The 22,915-nt window shown below is 62.8% G+C and carries 20 protein-coding genes; 14 read left to right on the top strand and 6 right to left on the bottom strand.

Annotated features, from left to right (window positions below):
- Positions 1-4: 4 nt before the first annotated feature.
- The 10 genes from HXS66_RS14445 (at position 5) to der (ending at position 11,208) form a co-directional block, all read left to right on the top strand.
- Complete coding sequence (locus HXS66_RS14445; RefSeq protein WP_077380057.1) at positions 5-331, top strand: iron-sulfur cluster assembly accessory protein; 327 nt, start codon at positions 5-7, stop codon at positions 329-331.
- 241 nt (positions 332-572) lie between these two features.
- Entirely contained in the window at positions 573-998 is a 426-nt protein-coding gene (gene ndk, locus HXS66_RS14450) for a nucleoside-diphosphate kinase (RefSeq protein WP_043333812.1), read from the top strand.
- 357 nt (positions 999-1,355) lie between these two features.
- Positions 1,356-2,513 (top strand): 23S rRNA (adenine(2503)-C(2))-methyltransferase RlmN, encoded by a 1,158-nt coding sequence (rlmN, locus tag HXS66_RS14455; protein ID WP_077380059.1) that lies wholly within the window; start codon positions 1,356-1,358, stop codon positions 2,511-2,513.
- A gap of 269 nt (positions 2,514-2,782) precedes the next feature.
- A complete protein-coding gene (pilW, locus tag HXS66_RS14460; RefSeq protein ID WP_077380061.1) occupies positions 2,783-3,592 on the top strand; it encodes a type IV pilus biogenesis/stability protein PilW in 810 nt (269 codons plus the stop codon).
- A 362-nt stretch (positions 3,593-3,954) separates the two neighbouring features.
- Positions 3,955-4,959 carry a RodZ domain-containing protein gene (locus tag HXS66_RS14465; RefSeq protein WP_176503934.1) on the top strand — a complete coding sequence of 335 codons (1,005 nt, stop codon included), beginning with the start codon at positions 3,955-3,957 and terminating at the stop codon, positions 4,957-4,959.
- Between the two features lie 11 nt (positions 4,960-4,970).
- Positions 4,971-6,086, top strand: a complete 1,116-nt coding sequence (gene ispG / locus HXS66_RS14470; protein ID WP_077380065.1) for a flavodoxin-dependent (E)-4-hydroxy-3-methylbut-2-enyl-diphosphate synthase — start codon at positions 4,971-4,973, stop codon at positions 6,084-6,086.
- 113 nt (positions 6,087-6,199) lie between these two features.
- Positions 6,200-7,483: a histidine--tRNA ligase gene (gene hisS / locus HXS66_RS14475; protein WP_255303288.1), complete on the top strand. Its 1,284-nt coding sequence runs from the start codon at positions 6,200-6,202 to the stop codon at positions 7,481-7,483.
- Positions 7,484-7,570: 87 nt separating this feature from the next.
- Positions 7,571-8,227 carry a tetratricopeptide repeat protein gene (locus tag HXS66_RS14480; protein ID WP_084207900.1) on the top strand — a complete coding sequence of 219 codons (657 nt, stop codon included), beginning with the start codon at positions 7,571-7,573 and terminating at the stop codon, positions 8,225-8,227.
- Positions 8,224-9,384: an outer membrane protein assembly factor BamB gene (bamB, locus tag HXS66_RS14485; protein ID WP_077380072.1), complete on the top strand. Its 1,161-nt coding sequence runs from the start codon at positions 8,224-8,226 to the stop codon at positions 9,382-9,384. Before HXS66_RS14480 ends, bamB begins: the two co-directional genes overlap by 4 nt.
- 399 nt (positions 9,385-9,783) lie before the next feature.
- Positions 9,784-11,208: a ribosome biogenesis GTPase Der gene (gene der, locus HXS66_RS14490; protein WP_077380074.1), complete on the top strand. Its 1,425-nt coding sequence runs from the start codon at positions 9,784-9,786 to the stop codon at positions 11,206-11,208.
- 142 nt (positions 11,209-11,350) lie between these two features.
- Here der and HXS66_RS14495 read toward each other — a convergent pair whose 3' ends face one another.
- Entirely contained in the window at positions 11,351-12,214 is an 864-nt protein-coding gene (locus HXS66_RS14495; protein ID WP_176503936.1) for an ATP-binding protein, read from the bottom strand.
- Positions 12,215-12,453: 239 nt separating this feature from the next.
- On the opposite strand from HXS66_RS14495, the gene HXS66_RS14500 reads away from it, so the two are divergent.
- On the top strand, positions 12,454-13,293 hold the full coding sequence (locus HXS66_RS14500) for a M48 family metallopeptidase (protein WP_170877501.1): 840 nt from the start codon (positions 12,454-12,456) through the stop codon (positions 13,291-13,293).
- Positions 13,294-13,577: 284 nt separating this feature from the next.
- On the top strand, positions 13,578-14,765 hold the full coding sequence (locus HXS66_RS14505; protein ID WP_164850252.1) for an EAL domain-containing response regulator: 1,188 nt from the start codon (positions 13,578-13,580) through the stop codon (positions 14,763-14,765).
- Positions 14,766-15,006: 241 nt separating this feature from the next.
- On the opposite strand, the gene HXS66_RS14510 is transcribed toward HXS66_RS14505, so the two are convergent.
- A complete protein-coding gene (locus HXS66_RS14510; RefSeq protein ID WP_176503937.1) occupies positions 15,007-17,418 on the bottom strand; it encodes an ATP-binding protein in 2,412 nt (803 codons plus the stop codon).
- 48 nt (positions 17,419-17,466) lie between these two features.
- Positions 17,467-18,006: a hypothetical protein gene (locus HXS66_RS14515; protein ID WP_240499648.1), complete on the bottom strand. Its 540-nt coding sequence runs from the start codon at positions 18,004-18,006 to the stop codon at positions 17,467-17,469.
- A 230-nt stretch (positions 18,007-18,236) separates the two neighbouring features.
- Here HXS66_RS14515 and HXS66_RS14520 point away from each other — a divergent pair, with 230 nt between their 5' ends.
- A complete protein-coding gene (locus HXS66_RS14520) occupies positions 18,237-18,962 on the top strand; it encodes a response regulator transcription factor (protein WP_077380082.1) in 726 nt (241 codons plus the stop codon).
- Positions 18,963-19,106: 144 nt separating this feature from the next.
- Here the strand turns inward: HXS66_RS14520 and aroE are convergent, their stop codons facing one another.
- The 3 genes from aroE to HXS66_RS14535 form a co-directional block, all read right to left on the bottom strand.
- Entirely contained in the window at positions 19,107-19,940 is an 834-nt protein-coding gene (gene aroE, locus HXS66_RS14525; protein WP_103751502.1) for a shikimate dehydrogenase, read from the bottom strand.
- Between the two features lie 45 nt (positions 19,941-19,985).
- Entirely contained in the window at positions 19,986-20,906 is a 921-nt protein-coding gene (hemF, locus tag HXS66_RS14530; RefSeq protein ID WP_077380086.1) for an oxygen-dependent coproporphyrinogen oxidase, read from the bottom strand.
- 154 nt (positions 20,907-21,060) lie between these two features.
- Positions 21,061-21,642 carry an L-threonylcarbamoyladenylate synthase gene (locus HXS66_RS14535; protein ID WP_077380089.1) on the bottom strand — a complete coding sequence of 194 codons (582 nt, stop codon included), beginning with the start codon at positions 21,640-21,642 and terminating at the stop codon, positions 21,061-21,063.
- A 255-nt stretch (positions 21,643-21,897) separates the two neighbouring features.
- Here HXS66_RS14535 and HXS66_RS14540 point away from each other — a divergent pair, with 255 nt between their 5' ends.
- On the top strand, positions 21,898-22,791 hold the full coding sequence (locus HXS66_RS14540) for a 5'-nucleotidase, lipoprotein e(P4) family (RefSeq protein ID WP_176503938.1): 894 nt from the start codon (positions 21,898-21,900) through the stop codon (positions 22,789-22,791).
- The last annotated feature ends 124 nt before the right edge of the window (positions 22,792-22,915 follow it).

Consider the following 22,915-nt stretch of genomic DNA (forward strand, 5'->3'; position numbering starts at 1 on the left):
GCTCATGGCACACCTGTCGATTTCCCCCTCCGCCGCCGACCAGATCCGTGTCGTGCTGGCCGAGCGCGGCCACGGCCTTGGCCTGCGCGTCTCGGTCAAGCCCAGCGGCTGCTCCGGCTACAGCTACGTGCTCGACTTCGCCGATGAGGCCAACGAGGAAGATGTCGTCTTCGTCGATCACGGCGCGACTGTCTATGTCGACAGCGAAGCGCTGGCCGTGCTCGACGGCTCCGAAGTGGACTACGTCAAGGACGGTCTGAACCGCTACTTCCGCTTCAACAACCCCAACGTCAAGGACGAGTGTGGTTGTGGCGAGAGCTTCAGCGTGTAGACCTGGCTCAGCGTGTAGATCCAGCTTCAGCGTGTAGAGCTGGCTCAGCGCGTAGAGCGTCATTGCAGACAAGACGCCTGCCATCCGCGCGTCATCCAGTATCCGCATGATGGATGCAGTGGATGACGCGAGCAGCTATAATGCCGCCCACTTTTGTCGAGCCCTGCGTCGACAGAGCCCTTTTTCCGCCGCAAGGCCCCAGGCCGTGCGGCTCTTCAAAGCTTGTCTCAGGAGATTCACCATGACCCAGCGTACTCTGTCCATCATCAAGCCGGACGCCGTCGCCAAGAACGTGATCGGCGAGATCTACTCTCGCTTCGAGAAGGCCGGTCTGCAGATCGTCGCTTCCAAGATGGTTCACCTGTCCAAGGAACAGGCCGAAGGCTTCTACGCTGAGCACAGCGAACGTGGCTTCTTCGGTGAGCTGGTCGGCTTCATGACCTCCGGCCCGGTCATGATCCAGGTGCTGGAAGGCGAAGACGCCATCACCAAGAACCGCGACCTGATGGGCGCTACCAACCCGAAGGAAGCAGAAGCTGGCACCATCCGTGCAGACTTCGCCACTTCCATCGACGCCAACGCCGTTCACGGTTCTGACGCGCCGGAATCCGCTGCTCGCGAAATCGCCTACTTCTTCGGCGACAACGAAATCTGCCCGCGCGGTTGATTTCGCCTTGTGCGCCTGATGATGTCTGTCCCTTGCGGGCGTGATATCACCAGCCGTGCATGACTCGACGGCCCTGCCTGCGTGGCGGGGCCGTCGTGGTATCGGACGTGCTGAAGCGTCGTGCGCCAACCTGCATTCCCTGAAGCAGATTCGACGCTTGAGCAGGTCCGATACGCTTTTCTTGAAGCCCTGCAGCTACCTCCGCCAGTGCCGTGCGGCCATTCCCTGCCCATTGCCTGACTGCGAGTGTCCATTGAGGTCCGCGATTCATCGCCACCTCCGCTGACAGCGCCACCCTGCAGACGTCTATCCTTGTGGCTGACGCCTGCCCATCCCTGACACGACCGGCCCGAGACCATGACTGATACCACTGCAACCGCTACCGATGCCGCGGCACCTGCCGACGTGAAGCTCACCAACCTGCTTGGCCTGCCGCGCCCGGCGATGGAAGCCTTCTTCGAGAGCATCGGCGAGAAGAAATTCCGCGCCACCCAGGTGATGAAATGGATTCACCAGGAAGGCGTCGACAGCTTCGACGAGATGACCAATCTCGCCAAGCCCCTGCGCGAACGCCTCAAGCAGGTCGCCGAGATTCGCGCGCCGGGCATCGTCTATGAAGGCGAGTCCAAGGACGGTACCCGCAAGTGGGTGCTGGAAGTCAGCGACGGCAGCTATGTCGAGACCGTGCTGATTCCGTCCGAGAACGGCAATCGTCGCACCCTGTGCGTGTCTTCCCAGGTCGGCTGCTCGCTGGACTGCAGCTTCTGCTCCACCGGCAAGCAGGGCTTCGAGCGTGACCTGACCGCCGCCGAGATCATCGGCCAGGTGTGGGTCGCCACCCGTGGCGCCGAAGACCGCAAGGACACCCGCAAGCGTCCGGTCACCAACGTGGTGATGATGGGCATGGGCGAGCCGCTGATGAACTACGACAACGTCGTGCCGGCAATGAAGCTGATGCTGGACGACAACGCCTATGGCCTGTCCAAGCGTCGCGTCACCCTCTCCACCTCCGGTGTGGTGCCCAAGCTGGACCAGCTCGGCGACGAGATGGACGTCAGCCTGGCGATCTCGCTGCACGCGGCCAACGATGAACTGCGCAACGTGCTGGTGCCGATCAACCGCAAGTGGAACATCCGCGCGCTGCTCGACTCCTGCCATCGCTACCTGGCCAAGTGTGACGACGCGCGTATCGTCACCATCGAGTACACCCTGATCAAGGACGTCAACGACCAGATCCAGCACGCCGAGGAACTGGCCGCGCTGCTCGACGAGCTGCCGTGCAAGATCAACCTGATCCCGTTCAACCCGTTCCCGCATTCCGGTTACGAGAAGCCGTCACGCAATCAGGTGATGCGCTTCCAGCAGCGTCTCTATGAGCTGGGCTACACCGCCCCGGTGCGTGCGACACGTGGCGATGACATCGACGCCGCCTGTGGCCAGCTGGTCGGTCAGGTCAAGGACCGCACCCGTCGCGCCGAGCGTTACATCAACGCCATCCAGCTCGACGCCGACTGAGCCAGAGCACTTGTCGGGGCCAGATACCTGAGGCCACCACGGTGACTCCCAGCGCCAGCCATGAGCTTTTCATGGCTGGCGTTTTCGCGCGGGGAAGCCGCAAATGGCCCATGGGGATGCCTGCCGCGCGACTGTGACGACCCCCACCGCCCTGCCTGACAAACCCGCCTTGACTTGTCTGGAGTGCAGCGCTTTGATGGAGGCGCTTCTGTTGCCTGCAGCGATCCTCGCCCGCAGGCAGATCACGAGCCTTATCTCGCGAGGATTGCATGTCGAGTCGTCTGCCACTTCATCGCTTTTCCCGCCGCGGCGCCACGGCGCGAGTTCGCGGCATGCTGCTGTGCCTGAGTCTTGCCGGCCTGACCCTGTCGGGCTGCGCGACGCGCGTGGAAACCAATGACCCTTACGCGGCCCCCGATGACAACAAGGCATCGACGGCCTATGTGGAACTTGGCGAGGCCTATCTGAGTCGTAATCAGTTGCAACGCGCGGACAATGCCTTCCAGAAGGCACTCAAGCTGCAGCAGGGGAATGCCGAAGCCAAGGCCGGGCTGGCGATGATCTATCAGCGTCAGGGCGAGAACGTGCTGGCAGATGACTACTTCAAGCAGTCCATCGCCAGTGACCCCTCGTTCACGCGGGCACGCAACAACTATGCGGCATTCCTGTACTCGCGCGGGGAATACGTCGCCGCCTGCGAGCAGCTGGAAAAAGCCACGCAGGATCTGACCTATGACAACCGCGGCCAGCTCTACACCAACCTGGGGCGCTGTCAGCTGCAGCTGGGCAAGACGAGCGAGGCACGGGCGAACTTCGATCGTGCCGTCAAGATCAACCCGCGGGAAGCCGAGGCGTGGCTCGCCAAGGCGCGCATGGAACATGAAGCCGGTGACGATGACGCTGCCCAGCAGGCGCTGAGCCGATATTTCCGACTGAACGGCACCGACAGTGACAGTCTGGAACTGGCCGTGGATGTCGCCGTGGCACGCGGTGATGCACGCCTGGCGGACCTCTACGGCCGACAGCTGGAGCAGATCAGAACACGTGAGGCCGGACGCGCGGTCATCCGCACACCATGAAACCGGGGCTCGGGCGTGGCGTGACGCGGGAAACGCCCTGCGCCCCCGGCTCACCGGGCGTCACTCGGCGACAGGTTGCTTCGTTGAGGCACCGGAAGACCGAAATGCCGGTGAAAATTCTGGCCCGGCCTTGGTATAGTGCCGACGTCAACATGGCATGACGGCTTGCCATCGCCGACGAGGTCACGTCACCGTCGTGGCATGTCAGCTCGACAGCCGGAGCGGATGGTCACTCCTGTTGGCAGTCACCCGTTTTCACGACCATCGTTCACAGCAGTTGTTTACAGTAACTGTTCACAGCAATACCGGAAGAGTGCCCGGACAGGTATCCGGTCGTCCGTTCTTCCCTACAAGGATGCGCCATGAGCGAACATCAGCCCTCCCCTGACATGCCCGTCAGCGACACACTGCCTGGCAAGCTTCTCAAGGCTGAGCGGGAGCATCAGGGGCTGTCACGTGATGAAGTGGCAACACAGCTCAACCTGCGCCCCAGTCTGGTCGATGACCTGGAACGCGACCACTACGACCAGATCCCCATCGCGGCCTACCGCCGCGGTTACCTGCGCGCCTATGCCCGCTTGCTGGGCATGGATGAGAAAGCGGTCGTCGGCCAGTACAATGCCCAGTTCGGCACCACCGAGGTGGAGCGCCATCCTCCTGCGATGAGCCCCTCGGTGCGCCCGCCCGGCAAGCTGGGCAAGTACCTGTTTCGACTCGTCAGCCTGCTGGTCATCGCCGGACTGATCGGCCTCAGCTACGTCTGGTGGCAGAGTGGAGACTATGGACGCACCTCACCGTCAGAGACGTCCGACGCCGCTCCCCTCAGCGAAGGCGCGACCGACGATGGCTCACCGGTCGTCAATGCCGATGGCTCGATCGAGCTGACCCTCTCCCAGACGGCAGCAGCGCCTGCCGCTGACGATGCCGGGGAGGCCAGCACCGGCGAATCCGTCGCGACGACACCCGGCGCGACTCCGGCCACGACTGGCGGCGACGTCAGCGAAACCGGCACCACGCCGGCGGATGCCAGCCTCGCGGCGGACACCGCAAGCGACACCGTGGCTGCCGGCGCAGAGGACACGACAGAACCGCAAGCGGTACAGGAAGCTACCGCCCCTGCCGCTGACCCGCGCAAGCTGACACTGACCTTCAATACGGATTCCTGGACCGACATCCGTGATGCTGATGGCAAGAAACTGCTCTACGGCACCAACCCGCCAGGCAGCAGCAAGACGCTGGAAGGCAAGCCGCCTTTCAAGCTCACCATCGGCAAATCCGCGGGCGTCGTCCTTGAATACATGAACGAGCCGGTTGATCTGAAAAGCGCCACACGCGGCACCGTCGCCAAACTCACACTCGGTGAATGATCCGGAATCCCATGCATAGTCACTCCCCCATCAAGCGCCGCGTCTCGCGCAAGATTCATGTCGGCAACGTCGCCGTCGGCGGCGATGCACCGATTTCCGTGCAGAGCATGACCAATACCGACACCAACGATGTCGCCGCCACCGTCGCGCAGATCAAGCGCCTCGAGGATGCCGGTGCCGATATCGTGCGTGTCAGCGTGCCGGACATGGATGCCGCTGAAGCCTTCGGTCGCATCAAGCAGCAGAGCAACATCCCGCTGGTGGCCGATATCCACTTCGACTACAAGATCGCCCTGCGCGTCGCCGAGCTCGGCGTGGATTGCCTGCGCATCAACCCGGGCAACATCGGCCGTGAAGACCGTGTGCGTGCCGTGGTCAGTGCCGCACGTGACAACGGTATCCCGATCCGCATCGGCGTCAACGCAGGCTCCCTGGAAAAGGACCTCCAGAAGAAATACGGCGAACCGACGCCGGCCGCGCTGGTCGAATCCGCCATGCGCCACATCGATCACCTCGACCGCCTTGATTTCCAGGAATACAAGGTCAGCGTCAAGGCCAGCGACATCTTCATGGCCGTCGCCGCCTATCGCGATCTGGCCACGCGCATCGAACAGCCGCTGCACCTGGGGATCACCGAAGCCGGTGGTCTGCGTTCCGGTACCGTGAAATCCTCCATCGGCCTCGGTATGCTGCTGATGGACGGCATCGGCGACACCATTCGTGTCTCGCTGGCCGCGGACCCGGTCGAGGAGATCAAGGTCGGCTTCGACATGCTCAAGAGTCTCAAGCTGCGTGCCAAGGGCATCAACTTCATTGCCTGCCCCAGCTGCTCACGTCAGAACTTCGACGTCATCAAGACCATGAACGAGCTGGAGAATCGCCTCGAGGACGTGCTGACGCCGCTGAACGTCTCGGTGATCGGCTGTGTCGTCAACGGCCCCGGTGAAGCCAAGGAGACCGATGTCGGTCTGACCGGCGGCAGCCCGGCGAATCTGGTCTATCTGGACGGCAAGCCGGCCAGCAAGCTGACCAACGACACGCTCGTCGATGATCTGGAACGTCTGATTCGAGACAAGGTCGCCGAAAAAGAGGCCCGTGAGGCCGATACCATCATCCGCCAGGGCTGAGCACGTCTCAGCCGGCTTGCGCATCATCACGATGCGCCTTCGTCTCCCCGCCTGTCGTCATGCTGTTGCATGCCGCTGCCGCGGGGAGATGCGCAAGGATTCAGGAGAGAACGTTGAGCACCAAGATCCAGGCCATCCGTGGCATGAACGACCTGCTGCCGGACCAGTCACCGGTATGGCAATACTTCGAACACCAGGTGCAGACCCTGATGGGCCAGTACGGCTATCGCGAGATTCGCACGCCCATCGTCGAGCAGACGGCGCTGTTCAAGCGCTCCATCGGCGAGGTGACCGACATCGTCGAGAAGGAGATGTACACCTTCGAGGATCGCAACGGCGACAGCCTGACCCTGCGTCCGGAAGGCACGGCCAGCTGCGTGCGCATGGCGATGGAGAACGGTCTGGTCCACAACCAGATCCAGCGCCTGTGGTATGCCGGCCCCATGTTCCGCCACGAGCGCCCGCAGAAAGGCCGTTATCGTCAGTTCCATCAGGTGGGTGTCGAAGCCTACGGCATGGATGGCCCGGACATCGATGCCGAGATGATCCTGATCTCGGCACGCCTGTGGCGTCAGCTGGGCCTGCTGGAGCACGTCACGCTCGAACTGAACTCACTGGGCAGCCTGGAAGCACGTGCTGCCTATCGTGACCTGCTGATCGAATACTTCGAGCAGCATCTGGATGTGCTTGACGAGGACGCCAAGCGTCGCCTGCACAGCAATCCGCTGCGCATTCTCGATACCAAGAACCCGGACATGGCCGCCGTCGTCGATGCCGCGCCGCGTCTCGGCGATCACCTGGATGAAGCCTCCCGCGTGCACTTCGAGGGCCTCAAGGCACGTCTCGATGCGGCGGGCATCCAGTACGTCATCAATCCGCGCCTGGTACGTGGCCTGGATTACTATTCGCGCAGCGTGTTCGAGTGGACCACCACCGCACTGGGCAGCCAGGGCACCGTGTGTGCCGGTGGCCGCTATGACAGCCTGTTCGAACAGCTGGGCGGCAAGCCGGTACCGGCGGTCGGCTTCGCCATGGGTGTCGAGCGCCTGATCCTGCTGCTCGAGACACTGGAACTGGTCCCGGAGGCCGTGCGTGAGACCGTCGATGTCTATCTGATGTCGATGGGCGAGCAGGCCGAAGCCGAATCCATGCGTCTGGCCGAAGATCTGCGCAGCGCCCTGCCCGACCTGCGCCTCGTGCTGCATTGCGGCGGCGGCAGCTTCAAGAGCCAGATGAAGAAGGCCGACAAGAGCGGCGCACGCGTGGCATTGATTCTCGGTGAGAATGAAGTCATCGAAGGGACCGTGGGACTCAAGTTCCTGCGCGAGGAGCGTGATCAGGAAACCCTGAATCAGCGCGCCCTCGGCGAGCGTCTCGCGAGTGTCTTCAGCGCCTGAGACAGCCAGTGAATATCCGGCGGGGCCAGTGCGCCCCGCCTCCCGAATGCATGTGCCGGCGTACCGGCCAGGTCAAGGAGACCGCCCGTGGCGGAAGAGCTCAGAAGCGAAGAAGAACAGCTTGAGGCCATCAAGCGCTGGTGGAGCGAGAACGGCAAGTCACTGATCGCCGGTGTCGTGCTGGCCGGTGCCGGCATCTTTGCCTTCAAGGCCTGGCAGAATTACGAGGCCAGTCAGTCCGAGGCAGCCTCCATGCGCTATCAGCAGCTGATCAGCCTCGTCAGTCAGCCCACGCTGGAAGATGCGGGTGTCCAGCGGGCACGCAACCTGATCAGTGAGCTGGAAAGCGAGCACGCCGACAGTCTCTATACCCAGATGGCCCACCTGCTGGATGCCAGCATGTCGGTGAAGGCCGATGACCTCGACGCTGCCGCCAAGGCACTGCAGAGCGTGGTGGACAGCGACGCCGACAGCTATCTCAAGGGGCTGGCCAGCCTGCGTCTGGCCCGACTCCATGTGGAGCTCGGCGAGCAGGACAAGGCCTTGAGCCTGCTGGAGAACCCGCCCACGACCCTCGCGGCACAGGCCGCCGCCGTGCGCGGGGATGCACTGGTGGCACAAGGCAAGCGTGATGAAGCCGTCGCGGCCTATCAAGAAGCCAGCCGCCTGTCCGAGCAGAGCGGCCAGCCGGTCTACGGGCTGGATCTGAAACTCGCCGACCTCGCCGTGGAGAGCCCGTCATGAAACTGAATCACCGCCTGTCGCTGCCTGTGTCACTGCTGACCGTCAGCCTGTTGGCCGGTTGCGCCAGCAGTGCCCAGCCAGAGTATGCCCCCAAGGAACTCGTCGACTTCGATGCCACGGTGGCGCTGGATTCCGCCTGGAGCGAATCGGTCGGCAACGGCCTGGGTCGCGCTCACTACCCGTTGGCCCCCATCGTGGCCAATGACCGGCTGTTCGTGGCGGCAGAAGAGGGTGAGCTGGAGGCCTTCGATGCCAAGACCGGCGACGAGGTCTGGCAGATCACCCTGCCGGCCGGCATCACCAGTGCACTGAATGCCGACCCGTCTCGCCTGTATGTCGGTACCCGCGATGGCAAGGTCAGCGCCATTGACCAGCAGGACGGCAGCATCGAATGGAGCACGCGAGTCTCCAGCGAAGTGCTGGCCGCACCTCAGTACAACGAGGAGCTGATCGTGGTGCAGAGCGTCGATGGCAGCGTGACCGCACTGGATCGCTTCACCGGCGAGGAACAGTGGGTCTATTCCGCGACCATCCCCGCGTTGACGCTGCGCGGCACCGGCGCACCGCGCGTCATCCAGCCGGTCACCTTCGCCGGCTTCGCCAATGGCAAGCTCGTGACCCTGGACAACCGCTCGGGTCAGGAGCTGTGGGACCTGCGGGTCGCGGTGCCCTCCGGGCGTACCGAAGTGGATCAGCTGGTGGATCTGGATGGCCAGCCGGTGCTGACCCGTGACGGTCGCCTGTACGTCACCAGCTACAACGGCCGCCTGATCGCGCTAGATGCTCGCAATGGCGAGCCGCTGTGGGACAAGCCTTCCTCCAGCTACCTGACACCGATCGTCGTGGGTGACTACCTGTTCAGCATCGACAACGCCAGCCACATCCTGGCGATGGATGCCAACACCGGCAACGTGCTGTGGAAATCGGAAGACCTCGAGGGTCGCTGGCTGACCTCACCCGCCTTCATCGATGGCAAGCTGGTGGTGGGAGATTATGAAGGCTACGTGCACCTGATCGATGCCCAGAGTGGGGAAATGGCTGGCCGCTACGACGTCGGTGGCGACGGCATCAGCATCACGCCGCTCACCGAAGGCAAGCGCATCTTCGTCTACACCAATGATGGCGAGCTGACCGCACTGGATCTCGAAGCTCCCTGAGTCTGGTCGGGAAGCTTCTGCAACGCATCAACGGCAGCCCCAGTGCTGCCGTTGATGCGTTGTGGGCACGCAATGCCGTCTACGCCATTGGTAGCGTCATGCTCGCAGTGCTAGAATACCGCCCCCGCTGACCACACGAGTCGGCTGACGCGCCAAGGTGTCGGCAGATTCGCTGAACTCAGCCCCGAGATCATTTCCGCAGAGAGTGCCAAGGCCCACTCTGCGGGCCATACTGGAGACACGCCTCGTCAGGCGCCTGCCGACGACGCCCTTCAGTGACCCAAGTCCGATATCATCGCTATCGCCCTGCCTGCACAAGGTGCTTTCCAGCCGTCATGGTTCGAAGCAGACCGCCCGGGGCCGGCATCGATGCTATCCCTGCGAATGCTGTGAGATTTCATGAACCCCGTGATCGCCCTGGTCGGCCGCCCGAATGTCGGCAAGTCGACGCTATTCAATCGCCTCACCAAGACCCGTGATGCCCTGGTCGCCGACTTCCCGGGCCTGACCCGTGACCGCAAGTACGGCACCGGCAAGGTCGGTGGCAAGCCCTACACCGTCATCGACACCGGCGGCATCAGCGGTGACGAGGAAGGTATCGACCTGATGATGGCGGGCCAGTCGCTGGCCGCCATCGATGAGGCCGACATCGTGCTGTTCATGGTCGACGCGCGCGCCGGCCTGAACATGGCCGATGAAGCCATCGCCAACCACCTGCGCATCAACCAGAAGAAGACCTGGCTGGTGGTCAACAAGACCGACGGCATGGACGAGGAAATCGGCAAGTCCGACTTCTGGACCCTGGGTCTGGGTGACCCGCGCGCCATCGCCGCCGAGCATGGCCGCAACGTCACCACGTTATTGGAAGAGGTGCTCTCGCCCTACCCGGAAGTCGAGGAAGGCGAAGACGAGGACCTGCATCCGGAGCTGGATGACCGCGGCGTGCGCATCGGCATCATCGGTCGCCCGAATGTCGGCAAGTCGACGCTGGTCAACCGCCTGCTGGGCGAGGAGCGCGTGGTCGTCTTTGATCAGGCCGGCACCACCACCGACGCCGTGGAGATTCCCTTCGAGCGTCGTGGCAAGCCGTATCTGCTGGTCGATACCGCGGGGATCCGTCGCCGCAAGAACGTGCGCGAAGTGGTGGAGAAGTTCTCCATCATCAAGACCCTGGAAGCGATCAAGAAGTGCAACGTCGCCGTGATGGTGCTCGATGCCCGTCAGGGACTGGTCGAGCAGGATCTCCACCTGCTGGACTTCGTGCTGACCAGCGGTCGCGCTCTGGTGCTGGTGGTCAACAAGTGGGATGGCCTGGAAAGCGAAGCCAAGGAGAAGATGCGTTCCGAGATCAAGCGTCGCCTGGGCTTTGCCGACTACGCCGACCTGCACTTCATCTCCGCACTGCACGGTACGGCGGTGGGTGACCTCTACCCGTCCATCGACCGCGCCTTCGAGAGTGCCGTGGCCCGCTGGTCGACCAAGCGCCTGACCACCCTGCTGCAGGATGCCACTCAGGCGCACCAGCCGCCGATGGTCAACGGCCGTCGCATCAAGCTGCGCATGGCGCACCAGGGCGGCGCCAATCCGCCGCTGATCGTGGTGCACGGCAACCAGACCAACAAGCTGCCGGAAGCCTACAAGCGCTATCTGACCAACACCTTCCGCAAGGTGCTCAAGGTCAAGGGCACGCCGATGCGCTTTGAGTTCCGCTCAGGCGACAACCCCTTCGACGGTGCCCAGGGCAGCGATGACCGCGAGCGCGCGAAAGAGCGTTCACTGGCGCGCACCAAGGAAGCCCGCAAGGAACGCAAGCAACGCCGCTGATCACAGCCGCCGCGCATGCTCTGAACAGGTTCCGCACCTGAACGACGCCGCCCCCGCAGATGACTGCAGGGGCGGCGTCTTCGTCTGGGCGCATTGCCTCAGGCCAGTGGCCGGTGCTGCACACCCCGGTCACATGATGGCATCAGGCTTCCAGCGTCTTCTGTCCCGCCCACAGGTTGGCGAACTGCCAGGCAGCACGCCCGCTGCGCACCCCGCGCTGAGTGGCGTAACGCAACGCCTCGGCACGCGCCGCCTCGTCGAAGCTGCCCGCGCCGAGACGCCATTCCACCCAGTGCTGACAGGTCTCCAGGTAGGCATCCTGATTGAAGGGATGGAAGGCCAGCCACAGGCCGAAGCGGTCCGACAGCGAGATCTTCTCTTCCACCGCATCGCCATGATGCAGCTCGCCATCGACGATATGGGTGTCGTGATTGTCGCTCATGTGCTCCGGCAGCAGATGACGACGGTTGGACGTGGCGTACAGCAGCACGTTCTCCGGTGGGCCCGTCAGGGTGCCATCCAGCACGCTCTTGAGCGCCTTGTAGGCATCATCGCTGCCCTCGAAGGACAGGTCATCACAATAGACGATGAAGCGGTGCGGCTGTTGTGCCAGCTCGGCGACCAGCCCCGGCAGCGCCGGCAGGTCGTGACGGTCTATCTGGATCAACCGCAGGCCTTCACTGCCCAGGGTGTTGAGCAGCGCACGTACCAGCGATGACTTGCCGGTGCCACGCGCGCCCCACAGCAGCGCGTGGTTGGCCGGCCGACCCGCCAGGAAGGCGCGGGTATTGGCCAGCAGCTCGCGCTTCTGACGGGCGATGCCGAGCAGATCCTCGAGCGTCAGGGCATCACGCGGCGAGATCGGGGTCAGGCGGCCGCCCAGGGGGTGGCGGGTCCACAAGGCGGCGACGTCTCGTGTCCAGTCCACCTCGACAGCCGTCGGCGGCAGCATCGGCTCCAGACGGTCCAGCAACTGCGAGAGGCGGTGTTCAAACTCTGGTGACATGATGACTCCCTGTCAGGTACGTGGGGCAAGGGCCGTGGCAGGCCCATGAGATCGCGCCCAGTATCTCATGCCCGGCGAGTCCGTCTGGCCTGACGTTGCTGTGATCTCAGCAACGTATCATTTCGCTGACTGCACCACTGCGCCTATCCGGTTATGCTGTCTGCACGTTTCTTGCACGTTCAGCACCGCCTTGCCGTGCACTCGAAGGTTGTCATCGTCACCATTGCCAGGAGGCCTCAATGCCAGGATTGCTCGATCACTCATCTCCCCGCGCCCTGCGCCGTCTGCTCCCGCTGGCGGCTCTTGCGGCGTCCGTCACCCTGAGTGCCTGCGCCAGTTCTCCTCTGGGCCGAAGCCAATTGACGCTCTATTCGGATCAGGAGCTGGAGAAGATGGGAGAAGCCAGCTTCAGCAAGTACCAACAGGAGCTGCCGGTGGTGGAAGGCCGCCAGGATGCCTATGTCAGCTGCGTAGCAGATGCCGTGACCGCCAAGGTGCCCGCCAGCTATGGCATCAGCGAGTGGCAGGTCAAGGTATTCGAGGATGACTCTGCCAATGCCTTCGCACTGCCGGGCGGCTACATCGGCGTCAACACCGGTCTGCTGGAAGTCGCCGAGAATCAGGATCAGCTGGCGACCGTCATCGGCCATGAGATCGCCCACGTGCTGGCCCGCCATGCCAATGAGCGCGTCTCGACCCAATCCCTGACGTCCGCAGGTCTTTCCCTGACCCAGGCACTGGCCGGGCTAGAAGGCACCGGTGGTGATCAGCTCATGGGATTGCTGGGCATGGGCGCCGAATATGGCGTGCTCAAGCCGTTCTCGCGTTCACATGAGTCCGAGGCCGACCTGCTGGGGCTGGACCTGATGGCCGAAGCCGGCTTTGACCCACGTGCCAGCATCAAGCTGTGGGCCAACATGAACGCCTCCGGTGGCGCTCAGCCTCCGGTCTGGATGTCCACTCACCCCAGTGACGAGCAGCGCATGACCGCGCTCAACGAGCGCCTCGAGACCGCATTGCCGACCTACCAGCAGGCACGGGCCGCCGGCGAGAAGCCCAACTGCGACAGGCTGCGCTGAGCCGGCTTACGCAGGAGAACGTCCCCGTCTTCCAGAGGCGCCTGTCGGGCGCCTCTGGCATCTCTGCCGCGCATTCATCGATCTCGTGTCCCGACGTCTCACCGCCGTGCGCCACTCTGAATCCGGACGACTCCACCAGGCGCATGAATGTAAAAAGGTGGCGCCAAATGTGTCGATATACGCGTTGTGAGTGGCGACGTTGCTAGTCTTCAGACATGCGCTCACCTACCCCCCGAGAAATGTCACCGTGAGCGTCCTCTCGCCCCCAGCCAAGGATGTATCACATGACGCGACATGCACTCATCATCGACGATGATCCGGACTTTCGTGAGCTGATCGCCGGACTGCTTTCCACCTTCGGATTCAGCTGCATGGAAAGTGAGGGACTGCAGGACATCGCCTGTGACCCTTCCTCCCTACAGGCAGACCTCATCCTGGTGGATTATGAACTGGGGGACTTCACCGGCGCTGATGTTCTCAGCTATCTGCGTGAGCGCAATGTCGAGGCGGGCATCATTCTGATGAGCGCCTGTCACGATGACGACATGCAGGCGATGATCAATCAGGGCCGACGCAGTGGCCTGGATATGCTGGGACAGCTCAGCAAGCCGTTCGATCTCAAGCATCTGGCGTCCATGCTCAATGATCTCGATGAACACCATAATCCGCTGACGCTCGCGGAGCTGGATGAGGCCCTGGCCCAACAGCAGCTGCATCTCGTCTATCAACCCAAGATCGATCTTGCCAGTGGCCAGCTGAGTGGCGCCGAGGCCCTCGTGCGTTGGCAGCATCCTCTGCGCGGCATGGTCATGCCCAACCAGTTCATCGCCCTGGCGGAGCGCAGCAATCGCATCGAATCGCTTACCTGGCAGGTCATCAATCAGGGATTCGGTCAGCAGCAGGAGTGGCAATCACAGGGCCTCACGCTGAATCTGGCGCTCAATCTTTCCCCACAACTGCTGCGCTCGCGTGACATGCTGAAGAAGCTTGATGCGCTTGCCAGCCAGCATCAGGTCGACCCCCATACGATCACCCTGGAGCTCACGGAAAGTTGCGGTATCGACTGTCTGACCTACGCCCGCCATCTCCTGAACGCCATTCGCGAGCGCGGTTATCGCCTGGCACTGGATGACTTCGGTACCGGCTTCTCCTCGATGATGCAGCTCTACAATCTGCCCTTTGACGAGCTGAAGATCGACCAGTGCTTCGTCGGCCGCAGCGATAGCCACCCGGAAGCCCGTGCCATCACGCGCACCATCGTCGAGCTTGGCCAGCGACTCAATCTCGCTGTCGTCGGGGAAGGCATCGAGACGACACAGCAACGCGACTACCTCTGCGATACTCGCTGCAATCTCGGCCAGGGCTATCTCTTCGCGCGACCCATGACAGTCACCGACTTCAATGCCTGGAGCCACTGCCCACCCACTGCCGTCAGTGCCCTCATCCAGCGCCATGCGCCTTCCGTTCACTGACAGACAGGCTTCCCATCAACGCATGCCCGGATCAAGAAAGCCGACTCAAGCAAGCGGATGCTCCTTCAAGACAGAAACGCCACTCATGTCACCATGGGTGGCGTTTCTGTCTTGCGAGCCCTGCACTTCCTACACTCCCTGCACTTCCTGCACTCTTTTCTCTTCCGCTTCACTTCCCTTCGCTCGCCTATCGCCCTCACATGAGGGCTCCTGCAAAAGGCACTTCAGGAGAAAAAGCCCTTCAGGAGAGCAGATATCCCTGCTCGAGAAGACTGTCGCGCGTCGGCACACTCAAGGCGCGCAGCGTGGCGACATGATGATGGGCCCGGGTCATGTCTTCGGAGATCGCGGCCTCCTCCAACGCCCTGGCACCGCTGGCGATACCGCTGCATCCCAACGAAGCAGAGGCCCCTTTCAGGGAATGCGCTTCCCGCTTGAGCTCCCCGAGATCCCTCTGCTGTAGCAGGGTCAACATCACGTCGAGTCGCCCCTCGAGGCGCGTCAGGTAATTGCTCAACAGTCGTGAGTAAGCCTCGCGACTCAGGGTGGCAAGCAGCTCCTGACAGGTCGCCTGCTGAAGCAGCGATGACGGGTTGCCCTGCAGGTCACACTGATCAGAGGCCGGATCAGCGCCAGCATGTGTCTCGTCAGATGACGGCTCCGTACCGAGCGGCGCCGCTTGCTCATCCGCCAACGGCACGTTGACGCCACTGGCGGAGGGCTCCTCCGCCAGGCTCGCCATGGCGAGAACTTCCGTGCCAGATTTCGCGTCAGACTCCGCGCCAGAGCCCACGCCAGCGTCCACGGGGATCTCCCGCTGGCGGGACGTCAGATATTGGTGCAGCACCTGCTGCAGGTCATCACGAGTGAAGGGTTTGTGCAGGACACCGTCCATTCCGGCCTCGATGCAACGGCGTGCATCTTCCTGCATCACGTTGGCAGTCATCGCGATGATCGGCAGGCGGGTCGCGGACGTCTCGGCTTCCCGTTGACGCCAGCGTCGTGTCGTCTCCAGACCATCCAGCACTGGCATCTGCATGTCCATGAAGATCAGATCAACCTCATGGTCCGCCTGCGACAGCCAGGCCAGCGCCTGCTCACCCTCCTCGACGATCGTGACCTGCTGCCCCAGATATTCCAGCATTGCGCGAGCCAGCGACTGATTGACCTCGTTGTCTTCCACCACCAGAACGCGGGCCTCGGGCAAGGGGGCTTCCCTCGCCGTCTGCTGGGGGCAGGCCTCGGAGGCTGTCAGCACCGGCAACGGCACGCGACACCAGAATCGACTGCCGAGGCCAAGATGACTCTCCACGCCGATCTCTCCACCCATTGCCTCCACCAGCCGCTTGCAGATGGCCAACCCCAGCCCGGTCCCTTCATGGCGACGTGCCATCGAGGTATCCACCTGGGTGAAGGGGGCAAACAGCTGACTCACCTGGTCAGAGGCGATACCGCAACCGCTGTCGTGGACCTCGAAATGAAGGGTCTCGTCCTCTTGCGACGATACCCGCAACCGGATGGTCCCCTGGGGACAGAACTTGAACGCGTTGTTGAGCAGGTTGGTCAGCACCTGGCGCAGACGATTGACGTCTCCCTCGACCCAGACAGGCAGGTCATCGGCACACTCCTCCAGGAAGATGCGCGAGCACCCCTTGCCGGCACCGTCTGCCTGACGGGTGTAATGCGCGGACAATGACTCGAGAAAGTCGGGCAGCGAGAAGCAGCGCCGGTCCAGCTCCAGCTTGCCGGCCTCGATCTTGGAATAATCCAGCACGTCATTGATGACGGCCTGCAGACTCTCGGCACTCTGACGCAGCATCACCAGATATTGCTGCCCACGCTGGGTCGAGACTTCCTCACCGATGAGGTCCGATACGCCGACCATGCCGTTGAGAGGCGTGCGTATCTCATGACTCATGATCGCCATGAATTCCGACTTGGCACGACTGGCGGCCTGCGCCAGCTGCACCATGCCATCCAGCTCCTGAGTACGCTCCTCCAGCTTGCGGGTCTTGGAGGCCCGCCCGCGACTCTCGACGATCAGAGCGACCACCAGGACAGTGCCGCTGAGGGTCATCAGCAGGACCAGTGACAGAGCGAGTGCATACAGATTGAGAAGCTCCGTACGCTCCTTCGTGCGCTGCAAGGCAGCCTCCGCGTTGATATCCAGCAGCAGCTTGCCTGTCTGCTCCTGAAGAGAGACCAGGCGACTGAGCAGCTGCGCGTAGAGTGCCTCTTCACGCTGCTGACGACTCGCAAGCTCCATGATGCCGTTGTCCAGCACCTCGATTCTGGGCAGCATCGCCAGCAGCTGGACATGCAGTTCCGGCATCCCCGCCAGCATGCTGCCGAGTTGACCGTTCTGCAGCAGCTGTACCCGGCTGTACAGGATGTCCAGACGCAACAGCAGCTCACTGTCATCCATCAGTTCCGGTGGCGTGGGAGACTGCTGCTCCTCGGCCACCACCATGCGCAGCTCGCGTACCTCCCTGTCGAACTGATAGACCGCCCAGATCAGGTTCTCGCGCAACTTGTGCTCAAGGGCCTGCTGGCGTTGGTAGACCAACACGCCAGTCACCAGTGCCGAGACGAAAAACAGCGTCGCGGCAATGGCGATGGCGGTTCTGAAATGCAGAGAACGAAGAGGATTCATGCACAGGCATCCTGCCAGAGCTCATCAGACGGAGCGGAGAATGTGGGCTCAGCGTTCGATGACGATCCGCTTCACCTGCCAGACAGAGCGAGTCATGATTTCCTCGTTGAGGAGATCCGGCTGCTCGCTGAAGGGATAGATGATGAAGATCGGGCCATTGTCGCGTACCCGAAGACGCTTGCCCTCGGCCTGCATGGCCAGTATCACCGGGTAGTCGAAGTAATCCTGCACCGGGGCATTGGCCGCGTAGTCATTGAGCGCGACGATGCGCATGGTGCCACTGTCAACGCCCACCGCCTCCATCAGTGCCGAACCGAGCGGTCCGCTGAAGCTGACTTCACCGTCATGCCATGGCGTGGTGGTCACGGTTTCCCGCTGTGGCAGCGCTTGTAGCATCGCGCGATCGAAATGTGCCTCATCACCGGCATTGACGTGACGGATATCACCCGTGACGCGCAGCACGACCGGCCCTTGCGGTGCTTCCAGCGCCATGGCGAAGGGTGAGAGCGACAACGCCATCAGCAGGAGCCAGTGGCGCATGCGACGTGACGCCAGAATGAAGCGGCGTGAGAGTACGAGAAGAGGCATGAGGGAGACTCCTGTTGATCATGGGTAGCCATTGATCACGGCCAGTGATTCACCGTCGCGAGGCATCATCGCCAATCACGAGCCACCATGAGCAGAGGTGCACGACAGCAAGAGAGCAGCTGGAAACGAGTATAAGCCGCCATCGTCGGGCCAAACGTGAACCATTGTGACGCGGTCTCACGCAAGGGGCGCGTAGACTGCTGGTCATACCCACGCAGGGAGGCAACGACATGCATATCGGCATTCTCGAAGATGACCATGATCAACGTGATTATCTGACCCTGTGTCTCGAGTCCCAGGGGCATGAAGTGGCAGGATTCGAACGCGCGAGCCAACTGTTGCGCGCATTGCGTGAACGCAGCTTCGACCTGCTGATCATCGACTGGCAGCTGCCGGATGCCTGCGGCATGGAACTGACGCGTACGCTGCGCAATGAACACGGCTGGCAGGGGTTGATCCTGTTCATCACCGCAAGCCAGGGAGAGGAGGATGTCGTGCATGCCTTGCAGCATGGTGCCGACGACTTCCTGAGCAAACCCATCAATCCCAGAGAGCTGTCAGCCCGGGTGTCCGCGCTGGGACGACGCCTTGCCAACAGCAAGGCCAGCAATGGATCGCAGGAAGTGGAAGCGCTCCCCGGCCAGTACCGGATCGAACAGGATGAGCACACCATCTGGTGCGGCGAACATCCCGTCAATCTGACGCAGCGCGAATACCGGCTTGCCGTGCTGCTGTTGCGTCATGTTGGAGAGCTGTTCTCGCGGGCTTACCTGCTCGAGATGGTCTGGGGGATCAATGGCGACATCTCCACCCGCACCGTCGACACCCATATCAGTCGCCTGCGCCGCAAGCTGGAACTCGACGGTCGGCGTGGCCTGCGCCTGAAGAGCGTGTATCAACATGGCTATCGTCTGGAAACCTGCACGCCATCGGCGCTGTCCGCTGCCAGCGCTTGAGAATCGTACCCACCTCCTCGGTATCCACTTTCTTTTCTGCCCCGCAACGCAAGGAGCCGGCACGTCGTTGAACGAAGTGCCGGCTCCTGCATGCATCCCGGACACCCGGGCTGCAGTCACTGACTGACCTGCCTCAGCGACCTGTCAGCCGCTGACCAGCATCTTGCGCAGCATGTCCGCCACGGGTGCCGTATCCGGGCGCTTGTGGCGCCACAGGAAGTAGGACTCGGCCGCCTGCTCCACCAGCATGCCGAGACCATCCTCGCCCCGTGCCCCCTGCTCGCTGGCCCAGCGCATGAAGACGGTCGGCTCGGCGGCATACATCATGTCGTAGGCCAGCGCCTGCGATGAGAACAACGAATCCGGCAACGGCGGCAACTCACCGCCCAGCGATGCGCTGGTGCCATTGATGACCAGATCGAACTGACCCTCGATGGCCTCGTAGCTGCCACCGGAGAGCTGACAGCCATCTCCCGCCAGGTCCGCGAAGTCCTCGGCCAGCGCGCTGGCCTTGGCAGCGGTGCGATTGGCGATCACCAATGCCGCAGGCTGCTTGGCCAACAGAGGCTCCAGCACGCCACGCACGGCGCCGCCAGCGCCAAGAATCAGGATACGCGCGTCCGTGAGCGGGGCCTCGAGACGCTCGAGGTCACGGGTCAGCCCGACGCCATCGGTGGTATCGCCATACAGCTGGCCATTCTTGCCCAGCAGCAGAGTATTCACGGCACCGGCGCGACGAGCGCGCGGACTCAATACCTCGACCAGCCGATAGGCCTGCTCCTTGAAGGGCATGGTGACATTCGCCCCCTGCCCGCCTTCAGCGACGAACTCGGCCCAGCCAGCCGCGAAGTCATCCACCGGCGCCAGTCGCGCCTCATAGCTCAGGGAGTCCTTGAGCTGCTCAGCGAAGGCACGATGAATCAGCGGGGATTTCGAGTGGGCAATCGGGTTGCCGAATACAGCGTAGCGGGACATCAGGACTCCGGTGACAATCACAGTGAAACATCAGGGCCAATGACGCGATCAGGCCTCTTCGCCCAGCCAGTCGCGGGCATGCAGGAAGTCACGATAGAGCGCGGCTTCGGGACTACCTTCCTCGGGCTGGTAACCATACTCCCAGTGGACCACCGGCGGCATCGACATCAGGATGGACTCGGTGCGTCCGCCGCTCTGCAGGCCGAACAGGGTGCCACGGTCCCAGACCAGATTGAATTCCACGTAGCGCCCGCGACGATAGAGCTGGAAGTTACGTTCACGCTCGCCATGGGCCGTATCACGACGGCGCTCGACGATGGGCAGATAGGCATCGAGGAAGCTGTCTCCTACTGACTGCTGGAAGGCGAAGCAACGCTCGAAACCCCACTCGTTGAGATCATCGAAGAACAGGCCGCCGATGCCACGCGTCTCACCGCGATGCTTGAGATAGAAATACTCGTCACACCAGGCCTTGTAGCGAGGATAGACATCGCTGCCGAAGGCGATGCAGGCATCGTGCGCGGTCTGGTGCCAATGACGGGCATCTTCCAGCACCGGATAGAACGGCGTCAGGTCGTAACCGCCTCCGAACCACCAGACCGGCTCCTCGCCTTCCTTCTCGGCGATGAAGAAGCGCACGTTGCCATGACTGGTCGGGACATGCGGATTATGGGGATGCAACACCCAGCTGACCCCCACCGCGTGGAAACTGCGGCCCGCCAGTTCAGGGCGAACGGCAGTCGCCGAGGCCGGCAGCTCATGACCGAAGACATGCGAGAAATTGACGCCGCCCTTCTCGAAGACACCGCCATTCTCGATGACTCGTGAGCGGCCGCCACCACCTTCGGCACGCTCCCAGCTGTCTTCTCGAAAGTCAGCCTTGCCATCGCAGGCTTGCAATGCATCACACAGGCGGTCCTGCAGGTCGAGCAGGTAGACCTTCACGTCTTCAAGATTGGCGTGTGCCACGATGCCTCCGATGAATCGAAAAATGAAAGATGTCAAAGCGACGATAACGTCGCTGCGCTTGCCGAGGAAAACGAAAGCGCCAGCATACCCCTCCCGCGCGGGCCGGGCAGACGAACTCGACTGCGCGCCTGACCTGCATCAAGAAAGCGAACGCTCAGGCCCGCAGGACCTCGCCGGTCACCAGATCACGAATGGTACTGGGGCGAGGATTGCCGCCCAGCGGCCCCGTCAGAATCACGTCATCCGCCAGCGCCTCACCGAAGGCAGCCTGCACTTCGGCAGCCGTCATCGCCGGAGCGTCTCCCGCACGATTGGCCGAGGTGGATACCAGCGGGCCATCCAGCGCCGCACACAGCGCCTGGACCAGAGGATGATCACTGACACGTACCGCCAGACTCACGTGCTCTCCCTTGAGCAGCGGATGGGCGCGACCATTGTCAGGCACCAGCCAGGTGAAGGGGCCGGGCCAGCTGGCCATCAACCGTTCACGTTGCTGCTCGGAGATCCCTTCAAGCCAGGGCTCGATCTGCGTCACGTCGCCGGCGATCAGGATCAGTCCCTTGGACGGATCGCGCTCCTTGAGCCGGATCAGGCGCGACAACGCCTCGCCATCGTCGGGGTCACATCCCAACCCCCACACGGCCTCGGTGGGATAGGCGACGATGCCGCCACCACGCACATGCTCGGCAGCCGCCGCTACCGCGGAAAGATCGAACGAAACAGCACTGGCATTCATGATCCGCACGGACTCCTGGAAATGGACACTGGCAGAGGGGATACGGCGAGGCGGCTTGCCTGTCGCCGCATCGACAGTCGGCGGATTCTACCACGCCACTCAGCGCGAGGCCGACGCAACGCTGAGTCGCGCAGGCATGACTTATGATGGCACCGACATCACGTCATCATCCCGCAATCGCATCATCCCTGGATCACGATGACCGCAGGTCACCACGAATCCACCCTCTCCTCCCGAACAAGGAACCCCTGCCTCATGCGCCGTCTTGCGACCCTCAGTACGTCTGCCGCCCTCCTGTTGACGATGGCCGGCTGTGCCAGCTCTGGAGCCCCGACAGTGGAACAGACGCCTTCCCTGAATTCCACCGAAGGTGGGGCCCCCGCCGCCGCCCAGGCCGCTCCACTCAGCGACCAGGCCATGCTGGCGACCCTCTGGATACAACGCAGTGCTGAATTCCATGGTCTGTCGCTGCAGGCCTTCAATGTGGCGCATGATCGCCTGAATCTGGCACTCGCGCGCCGCAGTGCCGAGGACAAGCCACTCGCGGTGGTCGTGGATGTCGATGATACCGTGCTCGACACCACCAGCTATGGTGGCTGGGCGCTGCGCGAAGGCCGTACCTACGACAGCCAGAGCTGGGCGGACTGGGTAGACGACGCCGTCTCCACCGCCTCCCCGGGCGCCGTCGACTTCCTCAACTACGCCCACGACAGCGGTGTCGATGTCTACTACATCACCAATCGCAAGGCGGTCGGCAAGCAGGCCACCATCGACAATCTCGCCGCACTGGGCTTCCCGCAGGCGAATGCCGAGCACGTGATGCCGCGTACCGGCAGCTCCGACAAGACCGCACGCCGCGCCAGCGTCACGGCCGAGCACGACATCGTCATCCTGATGGGTGACAACCTGGGGGACTTCGATCAGGCCTTCCAGCAAGCCACCAGCGCGGCACGCCACGCGGAAGTCGAGAAGCAGGCCGGTGAATTCGGACGCCGCTTCATCATGCTGCCCAACCCGACCTACGGCGAGTGGGAAGGTGTCGTCTATGACGGCAACTGGGGGGCAAGCGATGCAGAGAAGCGTGCCATGCGCGAGGCGGCACTGAATGCCTGGCAACCCGAGAGCGGCAGCGTCAGCCAAGGCAAGTGAGTTCACGTTGCCGGCCATGCATGGCCGGCAACGCCCTCAGGCGAGTCACGCTCGCCTGAGGGTTGCAGAAAACAGGAACGCCCTTCAGATGCCGCCGAGGCAGCGCTGAAGGGCGTTTTGATGT

Source organism: Cobetia sp. 5-11-6-3 (assembly GCF_013374055.1).
Lineage (GTDB): Bacteria > Pseudomonadota > Gammaproteobacteria > Pseudomonadales > Halomonadaceae > Cobetia > Cobetia marina.